11 protein-coding genes are annotated in these 13,754 nt (G+C 59.4%); all 11 read left to right on the top strand.

Features of this window, described 5'->3' with window-relative positions:
• Positions 1-416 precede the first annotated feature (416 nt).
• A complete protein-coding gene (locus DK871_RS06325; RefSeq protein ID WP_003192988.1) occupies positions 417-1,157 on the top strand; it encodes a flagellar basal body rod protein FlgF in 741 nt (246 codons plus the stop codon).
• A gap of 62 nt (positions 1,158-1,219) precedes the next feature.
• Positions 1,220-2,005: a flagellar basal-body rod protein FlgG gene (gene flgG, locus DK871_RS06330; protein WP_003192986.1), complete on the top strand. Its 786-nt coding sequence runs from the start codon at positions 1,220-1,222 to the stop codon at positions 2,003-2,005.
• 52 nt (positions 2,006-2,057) lie between these two features.
• Positions 2,058-2,753, top strand: a complete 696-nt coding sequence (gene flgH / locus DK871_RS06335) for a flagellar basal body L-ring protein FlgH (RefSeq protein WP_034126774.1) — start codon at positions 2,058-2,060, stop codon at positions 2,751-2,753.
• 6 nt (positions 2,754-2,759) lie between these two features.
• Complete coding sequence (locus DK871_RS06340) at positions 2,760-3,869, top strand: flagellar basal body P-ring protein FlgI (protein WP_161904477.1); 1,110 nt, start codon at positions 2,760-2,762, stop codon at positions 3,867-3,869.
• A gap of 4 nt (positions 3,870-3,873) precedes the next feature.
• A complete protein-coding gene (gene flgJ / locus DK871_RS06345) occupies positions 3,874-5,133 on the top strand; it encodes a flagellar assembly peptidoglycan hydrolase FlgJ (RefSeq protein WP_161904403.1) in 1,260 nt (419 codons plus the stop codon).
• A 10-nt stretch (positions 5,134-5,143) separates the two neighbouring features.
• Positions 5,144-7,189, top strand: a complete 2,046-nt coding sequence (gene flgK / locus DK871_RS06350) for a flagellar hook-associated protein FlgK (RefSeq protein WP_161904404.1) — start codon at positions 5,144-5,146, stop codon at positions 7,187-7,189.
• A gap of 14 nt (positions 7,190-7,203) precedes the next feature.
• On the top strand, positions 7,204-8,808 hold the full coding sequence (locus DK871_RS06355) for a flagellar hook-associated protein 3 (protein WP_161904405.1): 1,605 nt from the start codon (positions 7,204-7,206) through the stop codon (positions 8,806-8,808).
• Between the two features lie 276 nt (positions 8,809-9,084).
• A complete protein-coding gene (locus DK871_RS06360) occupies positions 9,085-10,014 on the top strand; it encodes a ketoacyl-ACP synthase III (RefSeq protein ID WP_161904406.1) in 930 nt (309 codons plus the stop codon).
• A 397-nt stretch (positions 10,015-10,411) separates the two neighbouring features.
• Entirely contained in the window at positions 10,412-11,836 is a 1,425-nt protein-coding gene (locus tag DK871_RS06365; RefSeq protein WP_161904407.1) for a flagellin, read from the top strand.
• 74 nt (positions 11,837-11,910) lie between these two features.
• Positions 11,911-12,261, top strand: coding sequence for a flagellar protein FlaG (locus tag DK871_RS06370; protein ID WP_161904408.1), 351 nt, complete (start codon positions 11,911-11,913; stop codon positions 12,259-12,261).
• A gap of 79 nt (positions 12,262-12,340) precedes the next feature.
• The gene (fliD, locus tag DK871_RS06375) at positions 12,341-13,732 is read left to right on the top strand and encodes a flagellar filament capping protein FliD (RefSeq protein ID WP_161904409.1); all 1,392 of its coding nucleotides are present in this window, start codon (positions 12,341-12,343) and stop codon (positions 13,730-13,732) included.
• Positions 13,733-13,754: the final 22 nt, after the last annotated feature.

Below are 13,754 nucleotides of genomic sequence, written 5' to 3' on the forward strand. Positions count from 1 at the left end.
GCTGCTACAGCCCACTGTCAGTTGGCATATCAGTGCCTGTTCCACCGCTATCGCAGGCAAGCCAGCTCCCACATTGGTTGGGTATTGCCCACGGAATCAGCGCCCGGCATCAATTCCCTGTGGGAGCGGGCTTGCCCGCGATGGCGGAGGGTCAGTCAATTAATCTGCAACTGAACCACCGCTATCGCAGGCAAGCTCCACCTTTGATCTCTACAGGTTTGAAGGCCGGTGTTTGCCGCAGGCGGCAGTAGTCCGCCGTTTTTTCGACTGTTTCTCCCATCACTTCTTTCAGCTACCTCCACGAAACCCCCGCCGCGCCTGGACTTTCGCCGCTTTTAAAAAGTTGGTTCGCAAATTGCTTAAGCCACCTCAGTACAGCGGTGGGCGGCAAGCGTCCGTCAGAAAGAGGATAGAGCGTGGACAAGTACCTTTATGTGGCAATGACCGGCGCCAGCCAGAATGCACTGGCGCAGAAGGCCCATGCCAACAATCTGGCGAACATTTCCACCAACGGCTTTCAGCGCGACCTGGAACAGGCGCGTTCGATGCCGGTGTTCGGTGACAGCTTTCCGGCGCGGGCGTTTGCCATGACCGAGCGGCCGGCCACTGACTTTTCCCCGGGTGCGATGATCGAAACCGGCCGCGACCTCGACGTGGCCGTCAGCGGCGACGGCTGGATGGCCGTGCAAACCCCGGATGGCGGCGAAGCCTATGTGCGCAGCGCCAGCATGAACGTGGACGCCCTGGGCGTGCTGCGGGCCGGCAACGGTATGCCGATCATGGGCAACGGTGGCCCGATTGCCGTGCCGCCCCAGCAGAAAATCGAAGTGGGTTCGGACGGCACCATCAGCATCCGTGCCATGGGCGAAGGCCCGCGGGTGATGGCGGAAGTGGACCGCATCAAGATGGTCCAGCCTGACCTCAAGAACATGACCAAGGGCCTGGACGGCACCATCCACACCAAGGATGGCCAGCCGGCCCAGGCCGACGCGAACGTGCGGCTGACCTCGGGTTTCTTGCAGGCGAGCAACGTCAATGCCGTGGAAGAAATGACCGCGGTGCTGGCGCTGGCCAAGCAGTTCGAGTTGCACATCAAGATGATGAACAGCGCTAAAGAAGACGACCAGGCCATGACGCGCGTCATGCAGATGAGCTGATTCAAGCCCACTAACTAATTTGCAACGCAGCGCCAACCATCCGGCGCACGAAGGAGAACAGCATGCTTCCGGCTCTATGGGTTGCCAAGACAGGCCTGTCCGCCCAGGACACCAACCTGACGACCATTTCCAACAACCTGGCGAACGTGTCGACCACGGGCTTCAAACGTGATCGCGCCGAGTTCCAGGACTTGCTCTATCAGATCAAGAAGCAACCGGGCGCCCAATCGACCCAGGACAGCGAACTGCCGTCGGGCCTGCAACTGGGTACCGGTGTGCAGATCGTCGGCACCCAGAAAAACTTCAGCGCCGGTAACCTGCAGCAAACCGGCCAGCCCCTGGACATGGCGATCAATGGCCGCGGCTTTTTCCAGGTGCTGCAGCCGGATGGCACCACCTCTTACACCCGTGACGGCACCTTCCACCTGGACTCCAACGGCCAGATCGTGACCGCCAACGGTTTCGCCCTCGAGCCTGCCGTAGTCGTGCCACCCGACGCCAAGACCTTCACCGTCGGCAACGACGGCACCGTGTCCATCACCGTCGCTGGCAACCCGGCGTCCCAAGTGATCGGCAACCTGCAAACCGCCGACTTCATCAACCCGGCCGGCCTGCAGGCGATGGGCAACAACCTGTTCCTGGAAACCGCCTCCAGTGGCGCGCCGCAAATCGGCACCCCTGGCTTGAACGGCTTCGGCACCACGCTGCAAAGCACCCTGGAAACCTCCAACGTCAGCACCGTTGAGGAGATGGTCAACATGATCACCACCCAGCGCGCCTACGAGATGAACTCCAAGGTGATTTCCACCGCCGACCAGATGCTTTCGTTCGTTACGCAGAATCTGTAATCAGTCTATGGGGCGCCCTTGAGGGTGCCTGCAACACCGTGAGGTTAGGGTCATGAATCGCTATGTTTGTGTGTTGGCATTGAGTGGGATCGCCGTGCTTGCGGGCTGTGTCGCCCCCACGCCAAAGCCCAATGACCCGTACTACGCGCCGGTGTTGCCACGCACGCCGCTGCCGGCGGCGGCTAACAATGGCTCGATCTACCAGGCCGGGTTCGAGCAGAACCTGTACAGCGACCGCAAGGCGTTCCGGGTCGGTGACATCATCACCATCACCCTGAACGAGAAGACCCAGGCCAGCAAGAACGCCAACTCGCAGATCGGCAAGAACAGCAAGACCAGCATCGGCCTGACCTCGCTGTTCGGCGGTGGCCTGAACACCAACAACCCGCTGGGCGGTGGTGACCTGAGCCTGGACGCCGGCTACAGCGGCGACCGCGCCACCAACGGCAAGAGCGCGGCCGGGCAGGGCAACAGCCTGACCGGTTCGATCACCGTGACCGTCGCCGACGTATTGCCCAACGGCATCATTGCCGTGCGCGGTGAAAAGTGGATGACCCTCAACACCGGCGACGAGCTGGTGCGCATCGCCGGCATGGTCCGCGCCGATGACATCTCCACCGACAACACCGTGCCGTCGACGCGCATTGCCGATGCCCGCATTACCTACTCGGGCACCGGTTCGTTTGCCGATGCGAGCCAGCCGGGCTGGTTCGACCGCTTCTTCCTCAGCCCGCTGTTCCCTTTCTAGGTGGCCATTTTGAAGTTCAAACAGCTGATGGCGATGGGGCTCTTGTTGGCCTTGAGCGCTGTGGCCCAGGCCGAGCGCCTGAAGGACATCGCCAGTATTTCCGGCGTGCGCTCCAACCAGTTGATCGGCTATGGCCTGGTGGTGGGGCTCAATGGTACGGGTGACCAGACCACCCAGACGCCGTTCACCCTGCAAACCTTCAACAACATGCTCTCGCAGTTCGGCATCAAGGTGCCGCCAGGCTCGGGCAACGTGCAGTTGAAGAACGTCGCGGCGGTGTCGATCAGCGCTGATCTGCCCGCGTTCGCCAAGCCGGGGCAGGTGGTGGACATCACCGTGTCGTCCATGGGTAACTCCAAGAGCCTGCGCGGCGGCACCTTGCTGATGACGCCGCTCAAAGGTATCGACGGCAACGTCTACGCCATCGCCCAGGGCAACCTGGTAGTGGGCGGTTTTGATGCCGAAGGCCGCGACGGTTCGAAGATCACCGTCAACGTGCCGTCGGCCGGGCGTATCCCTGGTGGCGCCACGGTTGAGCGCACCGTGCCGAGTGGTTTCAACCAGGGCAACAGCCTGACCCTGAACCTCAACCGCTCCGACTTCACCACCGCCAAGCGCGTGGTCGACAAGATCAACGACATGCTCGGCCCTGGCGTGGCCCAGGCCATCGATGGCGGCTCGATTCGTGTCACTGCGCCGCTGGACCCAAGCCAGCGTGTTGACTACCTGTCGATTCTGGAAAACCTTGAGGTCGACCCCGGCCAGGCCGTGGCCAAAGTCATCATCAATTCGCGCACTGGCACCATCGTGATCGGCCAGAACGTCAAGGTCTCGCCGGCGGCGGTGACCCACGGCAGCCTGACGGTGACCATCACCGAAGACCCGATCGTCAGCCAGCCGGGGCCGTTGTCCGGTGGCCAGACTGCCGTGGTCCCGCGTTCGCGCGTCAATGCCCAGCAAGAAGCCAAGCCAATGTTCAAGTTCGGCCCCGGCACCACCCTGGACGAGATTGTCCGTGCGGTGAACCAGGTGGGCGCCGCGCCCGGCGACTTGATGGCGATCCTCGAAGCTTTGAAGCAGGCCGGCGCGTTGCAAGCCGACCTGATCGTGATCTGAGGCCATGGCCATGGATATGCGCAAGAGCGGTATCAGCAGCACGGCGGATTCGGGGTCTTACTCCGACCTGAACCGGCTTAACCAGCTCAAGGTGGGCGACGACAAAAACAGCGAAGGCAACCTGCGCAAAGTGGCGCAGGAATTCGAGTCGCTGTTTTTGAACGAGATGCTCAAGTCCATGCGTTCGGCCACCGAGGCCCTGGGCAAGGACAACCCATTGAACACTCCGGCCGCCAAGCAGTACCAGGAAATGTACGACCAGCAACTGGCGGTGTCGATGTCCCGCGAAGGTGGCGGTATCGGCCTGGCCGATGTGCTGATGCGCCAGATGCAGAAGAACAAACCGGTGCAGGCCCAGGCCGCCACCTTGCAAGGCCCGGCTGCAGATGTGCCGGTGAAGAAAGTCGATGTGCCGACCGAGATTGCTGCCGGTACCCAGGCTGAAGGCCCGTTGGGCCGCTCCAATGGCCAGCGGCCTTTGTGGGCATATCGCGTGGCTGTGCCTGAGGGGGCCAGTACTCATGCCAACGACATGGAGCTGATGAATCAGCGCCGTATCGCCTTGCCCAGCAAGTTGGCCGACCGCCTGCTGGCGGGCATCGTGCCGACCGCCCCGGTCGAAGCCAAAGCCGCGCCCCTGCGTAACAGCGCTGCCGACGACACGGTCATCAATAGCAGTGCGCGTAGCTTTGCCGTGCCGAGCGGGCGCATGCAGGTGTATGGCCGCGCCATTGCTCAACCACCGCTGGCGCCGGCGAAGAAAGCCTTCAGCTCCCAGGATGAATTTGTCGCCACCATGCTGCCGATGGCCAAGGCCGCCGCCGCACGTATCGGTATCGACCCCAAGTACCTGGTGGCCCAGGCCGCACTGGAAACCGGCTGGGGCAAATCGGTGATGCGCGCCGAGGACGGCAGCAGCAGCCACAACCTGTTCGGCATCAAGGCCGGCCAGAGCTGGCAGGGCGGTCAGGCTCGGGCGATCACCAGCGAGTTTCGCGATGGTGCGATGGTCAAGGAAACGGCGCAGTTCCGTTCCTACAGCTCCTACCAGGACAGCTTCCACGACCTCGTGACCCTGCTGCAAAGCCATGATCGCTATAAAGAAGTTGTGAAATCAGCCGACAACCCGGAACAGTTTGTACGCGAGTTGCAAAAAGCCGGTTATGCAACCGACCCGGATTACGCCAGCAAGATTTCGCAGATCGCAAAAAACATGAACAGTTACCAGAACTACGCTGCCGCTGGCGCAACCACACATTTATAAGGTCTGAACCATGAGTTTGCTCAGTATCGGGATGTCAGGGCTCAATGCCGCTCAAGGATCGTTGTCGGTCTTGAGTAATAACATCGCCAACGCCAACACCTCGGGTTATTCGCGCCAGCAGACCACGCAGAATGCGAGTGCCAATAACCCGTACGGCGGTGTGTACATTGGCAGCGGCACGACGCTGGCGGATGTGCGTCGGGTCTATAACGAGTTTCTGGACGCGGCCTACCAGAACAGCACGGCGCTCAATAACGATGCCAAGGCTTATTCCAGCCAGGCCAGTGCCATCGACAAGACCTTGTCGGACAAGACAACCGGCATGTCTTCGGTACTAAGCGCGTTTTTTGCCGCTGTGCAGACCTCGGCGGCCAACCCCAGTGACGTATCTGCCCGGCAAGTGCTGCTGACCAGCGCCCAGACCCTGAGTAACCGTTTCAATGCGATTTCCGGTCAGTTGACTCAGCAGAAAGAGTCGATCAATGGCCAATTGAGCACCATGAGCGACCAGGTCAACCAGTTGACCTCCTCGATTGCTTCGCTCAACAAGCAGATCACCCTGGCCCAGGGCTCAAGCAACAGTGCGCCTGCCAATCTCCTGGATGCCCGTAACGAGGCGGTGCGCTCGCTCAATGAGCTGGTGGGGGTGACCACCAGTGAAAAGAATGGCGTGTTCAGCGTCAGTACCGGCAGCGGCCAATCCTTGGTATTGGGCGACCAGTCCAACACCCTCTCGGCAGTGCCGAGCGCGAGTGACCCGAGCCAGTACACCATTGTGCTCAATGCCGGCGGCAGTACGACGATCGATCTGGGCAACGTGCTCAGTGGGGGCAGTATCGGCGGCCTGCTGCGTTATCGCAGTGATGCCCTGATGCCGGCCATCAATGACTTGGGGCGTATTGCCCTGGCGACAGCCGATACCATCAACAGTCAACTGGGCCAGGGCCTGGACTTGAACGGTGACTTCGGTTCATCGCTGTTCAAGGACATCAACAGCGCGGCGGCCATTGCCCAGCGCAGTCAGGGTGCGCTGGGCAACAGCACCGGCTCCGGCAATTTGAACGTGACCATTGCCGATACCAGCAAGCTGTCGACCTACGACTACAAAGTGACCTTTACCAGCGGCAATAACTACACGGTCGTGCGTTCCGACGGCAAGGCCATGGGCGCGTTCGACACCAATACCGCGCCGCCGCCGGTGATCGATGGTTTCACCCTGGCGCTGGATGGCAAGGGGCCGATGGCGGCGGGCGATAGTTTCAAAGTCAGCCCTACCGCCAGCGGTGCCGCCAACATCGGCACCGCCCTGACGGACGCCAATAAAATCGCGTTCGCCGGGCCATTGCTGGGCGAGGGCAGCAAGACCAATCAGGGTACCGGCACCTTTACACCGCCGACCCTGACCCTGCCTATCGATATTCATGGCGGCGCCGATACCGCGCAACTGCGTACCGGCATCGAGCACTCGATGCCAGTGAAGATGGTGTTCGGCAAGCCGGCTGCCGACGGTACCCAGGGCTACACGCTCAACGATGCCCAGGGCAACCCGATTGGGACCGGCACCATTGTTCCGGGCCAAGGCAACAAAATCACGGTCGACGTGCCGATGCGTGATGCCAACGGCGCGCTGCTGGTGCCGGCCAAAAGCTTCAAGTTCGATACGACTGTCGCAGGGTCGCCCGCCGCTGGGGACAGCACCACGTTTTCCTTCAACGCCTCAGGCAAGTCGGATAACCGTAACGCCCAGGCGTTGCTCGACCTGCAGACCAAAGCCACGGTCGGCCTGTCCGATGGCAGTGGCGGCGGAGTGAGCCTGGTGGCGGCCAACAGCCGCCTGGTGTCGACCGTCGGGGCCAAGGCCGCGTCGGCCAATACCGACACCACGGCCACGGGCGCCTTGCTCAAGGCCAACCAGGATGCGCGCAACTCCGTGTCCCAGGTCAACCTCGATGAAGAGGCGGGCGACATGATCAAATTCCAGCAGTACTACACCGCGTCGTCGCAGATCATCAAGGCTGCGCAAGAAACCTTCAGCACGCTGATCAATAGTCTTTAAGGGAGTCTGGGACGATGCGTATTTCCACTGCACAGTATTTTGAAACCAGTGCCGCCAAGTACACGGACAACTACTCCAGCGTGGTGAAGGCCCAGGAGCAGGCCAGTTCCGGTGTGCGCGTGCAGACCGCAGCGGATGACCCCGTGGCGGCGGCAAGGTTGTTGTTGCTGCAACAGCAGAAGGACATGCTCGGGCAGTTCAACGGCAATATCACCAGTTTGAAGAACTCGTTGACCAACGAGGAAAGCGTATTAGGTGCAATCAACGAGGCACTGCAGGCGGCCAGTACCCTGGCCATTGAAGCGGGCGGTTCGCGCAGCGATGCCGACCGCAAGTCGATTGCCGGCCAGATCGGTGCGCTTGAAGACCAGGTGCTGGGGTTGCTTAACAGTAAGGATTCCTCGGGCAACTATCTGTTTTCCGGCTCCAAGACCTCGACGCCGCCCTACAGCCGTAACAGCGACGGTACCTACACTTATCAGGGTGATGAAACGCCGCTGAGCCTGCAGGTTTCCGATTCCCTGAGAGTCAGTGCCGGTGACACCGGCAAGAGCATCATGGACGGTGCCGTTAACTCGGGCCGCACCCAGGCGACCTGGATTGCACCTGCAATCGTGCCGCCGGCAACGGCGCCAGTGCCCAATGATCATAAAGTCTCAGTGTCGGCCGGCCTGGTGACTTCAGGCCCGGACTACACGAATAAATTCGCCGATGGCGAGCCTTACAAGCTGACCTTTACCAGCAGCACCCAATACAAGGTCTCCGACAAGAACGGCAACGACATCACGTCGGAAATTCCTGGCAACGGCACCTTTGACTCCACCAAGGAAGGCGGCTCCACCGTGAGCCTGCGTGGCGTGAACTTTGATATTGCGGTGGACCTCAAGGATATTGCCACGGGGCCGGACGCCGATGCCCTGGTCAAGGACCGTTCGTTCAGCCTGGCCGCCAAGCCCGACACCTTCAGCGTTTCGCGCACTCCCAGCAATGCGTCCACTGCGCAGCTGACGAATGCGCAGGTGAGCAACCCGGCCGCCTATGCCAGTACCTTCCCGGCTAACAGCGGGGCGGTGATCAAGTTCACCAGTGGCACGGCGTATGAAGTCTATGCCCAGCCCTACAGTGCCGACAGCAAAGCGATCGCAACCGGCGACACAGGGGGCGGTACGACCGTGACGGCAGCAGGCGTGACCTTTGATGTAAGCGGCACGCCGCAAGCCGGCGATCAGTTTGCGGTCGCTGCCAGCACCGCCAAGACCCAGAACGCGCTGGATACCCTGAGCCAACTGCGCAAGGCGCTGGAGCAACCGGCCGACGGCAATCCGGCGGCGATGGTCAAGCTCAAGGATGTGCTCGACGCTTCCATCAGTAATTTTGCCAATTCACGTGCCCAGGTCGACAACGTGCGCGGTTCCATCGGGGCCCGCGAAGCCGCGCTGGATATCCAGTCGGCGGAAAACACCAGTATCGGTACGGCAAACAAAAGCACCATGAGCGATCTGGCGAACATTGACATGGGTGAGGCGGCGATCAACCTCACGTTGCAGCAAACCATGTTGCAGGCCTCGCAACTGGCGTTCGTTAAAATCTCCCAGTTGAACCTGTTCAGCCGCATGTAATCGTCGTAATGAACAACGGCCTCCCCTGGCGACAGGGGAGGCCGTTGTCGTTTCTGGCCTGGAAATGTTGCCGGATTTTGCACAAAGCGCACAAAATTGAGTGACCTGTGAGTCATAAAGCGCATCTTCACTGTATCGTGTGAAAAGGATAAGTCGTCACAGGGCCTTTATCGGGCGGCTTTCAGCGAGATTTTCATGGGGTTATCCCCTTTATTATCAGCACTCCCGGCGCAGCCCGAGGGGTGTTCTCCAGCTATTTAGTATTGGGAAGCCACAATGATTGGCATAAAAAGCATCGCCAGTTACGTGCCGGCAGACGGGATCGATAACTACGCCCAGGGTGCCAAGTTCGCCAAGGATGAAGAGTTCATCATCGGCAAGATCGGTTCGGCGTTCCTGCCGCGCAAGGAAGCTGCACAGGAGACTTCCGATCTGTGCGTCGAAGCAGTCAATGCATTGTTTGCCAATAACCCGGATTTGAAGCGCGAGTCCATCGACGCGCTGATCGTCGTTACCCAGAACGGCGATGAAGAGGGCTTGCCCCACACTGCCGCTATCGTCCAGGACAAACTGGGCCTGCCGACTCATGTTGCCGCTTTTGATATCTCCCTGGGCTGCTCCGGCTACGTCTACGGCATCTACGCGATGAAGGGCTTCATGGAAGCGGCCGGCCTGAAAAACGGCCTGCTGATCACCGCTGACCCGTATTCCAAAATCGTCGACCCGGAAGACCGCAACACCACCATGCTGTTCGGCGACGCCGCCACCGCCACCTGGATGGGCGAGGATGCGCCGTGGTTGCTGGGCAAATCCAAGTTCGGCACCGACGGCTCCGGCGCGCCGCACCTTAAGGTCAGCGACGGCGTGTTCTTCATGAACGGTCGCCAGGTGTTCAACTTCGCCTTGCTCAAGGTGCCGGCACACTTGCACGAGCTGCTCGGCGAGTCGGACCTGAAGGCGGATGACATTGATGCGTTCTGCATTCACCAGGGCAGCGCGGCCATCGTCGATGCCGTGGCACGTCGTTTTGAAGAGGCGCCGGTGGACAAGTTCATCAAGGACATGGTCGAGACCGGCAACACCGTGTCGTCGAGCATCCCGCTGCTGTTGGAAAAGCACGTGATGGACGCCACCTGGAAGCGCGTGGCAATCAGCGGCTTTGGCGTGGGCCTGTCGTGGGGCTCGGCGATTCTCTATCGTCCGTGATGCTTTAGCGGCTTCATGAAAAACGCCGATGATCGAATGATCATCGGCGTTTTTTTTGCGCCCCCTGTAGGAGCGAGCTTGCTCGCGAAGAACCTGAGGGCACCGCGTGCATTCTGAATGCCCGCGTCATCGTTAACGTTCTTCGCGAGCAAGCTCGCTCCTACAGGGGGGGGACGTTTTGAAGGCGAAGTTTTGGCGCCAGTAACCCGTGATTACTGGCGTTTCACGCCTCTATAAGCCCTTGAAATACAAAGGCTGGCACAGGGCTAGTAAAAAAAATCAAAAAAAACCTCAAGCAACCGGCTACCACGACGATAACTATTACGTAGGTTCTCAGGCCACACCCGGCGGTTGCCAGGGCCGGAAGCCGCAGTATCCATCCAACGAGGATTTCGTCATGGCTTTAACAGTAAACACCAACATTGCTTCCATCACGACTCAGGGCAACCTGAACAAAGCTGGCGGCGCCCTGGCCACTTCCATGCAGCGCCTGTCTTCCGGCCTGCGTATCAACAGCGCTAAAGACGACGCTGCCGGCCTGCAGATCGCTAACCGCCTGACCAGCCAAATCAACGGCCTGGGCCAAGCTGTAAAAAACGTGAACGACGGCATCTCCATCGCTCAGACCGCTGAAGGCGCGATGCAGGCTTCGACCGACATCCTGCAAAAAATGCGTACCCTGGCCCTGTCCTCGGCTACCGGCTCCCTGAGCGCCGACGACCGTAAGTCGAACAACGACGAATACCAGGCCCTGACTTCGGAACTGACCCGTATCTCGCAAACCACTACTTTCGGTGGCCAGAAGCTGCTGGACGGTTCGTACGGTACCAAGGCTATCCAGGTTGGCGCCAATGCCAACGAAACTATCAACCTGAGCCTGGAAAACGTTGCGGCGAACAACATTGGTTCGCAGCAGATCAAAACCAAGGCCATCGCGCCTAGCGCAACTGGCCTGGCTGGCGGCGACATCACTGTTACCGGCAACGGCCAAAGCAAAACCGTCACTTACGGTGCAGGCGCATCGGCTAAAGACATCGCTGCGGGCCTGAACGGTTCGATCGGTGGCCTGACCGCTACCGCCAGCACTGAAGTCAAGCTGGAAGTAGGCGCTGCAACTCCGTCGAACTTCAAGCTGGCTGTAGGTAGCGGTACTGCTGTCGATTTCGTCGGTGTAACCGACCTGGCCGGCCTTGCTGACCAACTGAAGTCCAACGCTGCCAAACTGGGCATCAGCGTTAACTACGACGAAGCCAACAAAACCCTGTCGGTTAAGTCGGATTCCGGCGAAAACCTGTCGTTCTCGGGTGCTGATACCAACGCCCAGGCGAACATCAAGGTTGGCGCAAAAGACGGTGCTGGCGCATTCGCCACCCCAGCCGCTCTGGGTGCTCCTGCAATCGTTGTGACCGGTCAGGTTTCTCTGGATTCGGCTAAGGGCTACTCCCTGAGCGACGCTGCTACTGGTGTTTCGGACTTGTTCGCGGGTGCAACCGTTTCGTCGACTAAAACCACCATCGCTAACACCGACGTGACCGACGCTACCAACGCCCAAAACGCCTTGGCAGTAATCGACAAGGCCATCGGCACCATCGACGGCGTTCGTTCGGGCCTGGGTGCTACCCAGAACCGTCTGACGACCACTGCAGACAACCTGCAGAACATTCAGAAGAACTCCACCGCTGCACGTTCCACCGTTCAGGACGTCGACTTCGCTTCCGAAACCGCCGAACTGACCAAGCAACAAACCCTGCAGTCGGCTTCCACCGCGATCCTGTCGCAGGCTAACCAGCTGCCATCCGCTGTACTGAAACTGCTTCAGTAATTAGCGCGCTTGGTAACTAACGGAAGGGCGCGTTTACGTGCCCTTCCGTTTTTTCGGTTTAGAGGAGATTGGACATGGACATGAGTGTAAAGCTGAACCAGTCTTATCCGCCGGTTGCCCCTCAAGGCGCGCCTCCCAAGGTGACTGCCGATCAAAACAGCAGCAAGGCCCAGGAAGTGGCGGCAACAGGCAAAGAGCCTGAGCGCGCGGACCTGGAAAAAGCGGTAACCGATATTCGCGAATTCGTCCAGGCTGCCCAGCGCAGCCTGGATTTTTCCATTGATGATTCGACCCATCGGGTCGTGGTCAAGGTCATTGCCACCGACAGTGGTGAAGTGATCCGTCAGATTCCGTCGGAAACGGCGTTGAAACTGGCACAAAACCTTTCCAGCGCAAGCAACGTGTTGTTTGACGACAAGGTGTGAGCTGGCATGAAACTTGTTGTTGTCAGGTCTTGGTGCAAGTAAGTCAAGATTACGGCAGCCACCGAACAGGAGATAGATGATGGCAGGTTCAACGGTAAGTGGTATCGGTTCGAACATCGATACGCAAGCGATCGTGAAGTCCTTGGTAGACGCCGAAAAGGTGCCCAAGCAGACGCAGATCAATACCGCGTCCCAGAAGGCGACCACCACGCTGTCTTCGATCGGCAAGATTCAAGCGGCGTTGGATGCATTTCGTGGTGCCTTGGACACCATGTCCAAAGACAGCAGTTTCACTGGGCTGACGGGCTCGTCGTCAGATGAGAAGACGGCGACCATGACCGCCAGTAATACGGCTTCCAACGGTAGTTTTCGGCTGATCGTTGACCAGTTGGCCCAGGCTTCCAAGTTGTCCACCAAGAACTTCTCCGGTGGCACCTCTGCCGTGGTGAACGCTACGGATAAGCCGACCACCTTGACCATCTCTCAGTCGGGCAAGGATTACAGCGTCAATGTTCCAGTCGGCGCGACCTTGCAGCAGGTGCGGGATTCGATCAATACCCAGTTTGGTACTTCTGGGCTCAGTGCCAACATCCAGACCGACTCCAATGGTTCCCGATTGATCCTGACCTCTACCACCATGGGGACCGGCTCCGACCTTACGCTTTCGGGTACCTCCGGCCTGGATGTGGGTTCAACGGTCGTCGATGTGCCCAAGGATGCGCTTTACAGCATTGATGGTGTTGCGTCTGTGTCCAAGACCAACAGTATCGAGGGGGCGCTCAGTGGTGTGAATATCAAGTTGGTGGCGCCTTCGACTTACAAGACGGGCACTTCTGGCGATAAAAACGCTACGCTGATCACCGTCAGTACCAACAACACGGCGCTCAAGTCCGGAGTCAAAGGCTTCATTGATACCTACAACGCCTTGATCACCGCAATGAACGCCGAAACCAAGGTCACCAAGAATCTTGATGGCAGCACGACGGCTGCGGCATTGACCGGGGACTCGACCATGCGTTCGCTGCAGGCGGCGATCCGCAATGAATTCAACACGCTTTCGGGGACTGGCACTTTCAAGTCGTTGGCTCAATTCGGCGTGAGCACAAGTTCTACCACCGGCTTGCTGACAATCGATGACAAAAAGTGGGACGCTGCCGTCAAGACCAACGCAGCCGATATCAACAGTATGTTTAGCGGCAAAGACGGCATGTTGGCGCGCATGAAAAGTGCAACGGATGATTTTGCCAAGGCGTCTACCGGGGTTCTGGCAACGCGGTCTACGTCGTTGACCGATAGCCTCAAGGACATCGCAAAGCAACAGGACACCCTGAATGAGCGCATGGAACTGCTGACCAACAGCCTCTCCGCCAAATACAACGCCATGGACACCCTGGTCGCCCAACTGCGCCAGCAGAGCACCAGCGTCATGACCACGCTCAATGCCTTGAACAACCCTAAAACCAATAACTGATCGCCACTTACGCAAAAGGCCA

The sequence above is a fragment of the Pseudomonas sp. L13 genome (assembly GCF_009935965.1).
GTDB classification, from domain to species: Bacteria; Pseudomonadota; Gammaproteobacteria; order Pseudomonadales; family Pseudomonadaceae; genus Aquipseudomonas; species Aquipseudomonas lactis.

What these genes read in the sequence shown, in the direction of transcription:
- DK871_RS06370 (WP_161904408.1), top strand. Translation starts at nt 11,911, where the DNA reads ATGGACATGAGTGTAAAGCTGAACCAGTCTTATCCGCCGGTTGCCCCT.
- flgJ (WP_161904403.1), top strand. Translation starts at nt 3,874, where the DNA reads ATGGCCATGGATATGCGCAAGAGCGGTATCAGCAGCACGGCGGATTCG.
- flgG (WP_003192986.1), top strand. Translation starts at nt 1,220, where the DNA reads ATGCTTCCGGCTCTATGGGTTGCCAAGACAGGCCTGTCCGCCCAGGAC.
- DK871_RS06365 (WP_161904407.1), top strand. Translation starts at nt 10,412, where the DNA reads ATGGCTTTAACAGTAAACACCAACATTGCTTCCATCACGACTCAGGGC.
- flgK (WP_161904404.1), top strand. Translation starts at nt 5,144, where the DNA reads ATGAGTTTGCTCAGTATCGGGATGTCAGGGCTCAATGCCGCTCAAGGA.
- flgH (WP_034126774.1), top strand. Translation starts at nt 2,058, where the DNA reads ATGAATCGCTATGTTTGTGTGTTGGCATTGAGTGGGATCGCCGTGCTT.
- fliD (WP_161904409.1), top strand. Translation starts at nt 12,341, where the DNA reads ATGGCAGGTTCAACGGTAAGTGGTATCGGTTCGAACATCGATACGCAA.
- DK871_RS06355 (WP_161904405.1), top strand. Translation starts at nt 7,204, where the DNA reads ATGCGTATTTCCACTGCACAGTATTTTGAAACCAGTGCCGCCAAGTAC.
- DK871_RS06360 (WP_161904406.1), top strand. Translation starts at nt 9,085, where the DNA reads ATGATTGGCATAAAAAGCATCGCCAGTTACGTGCCGGCAGACGGGATC.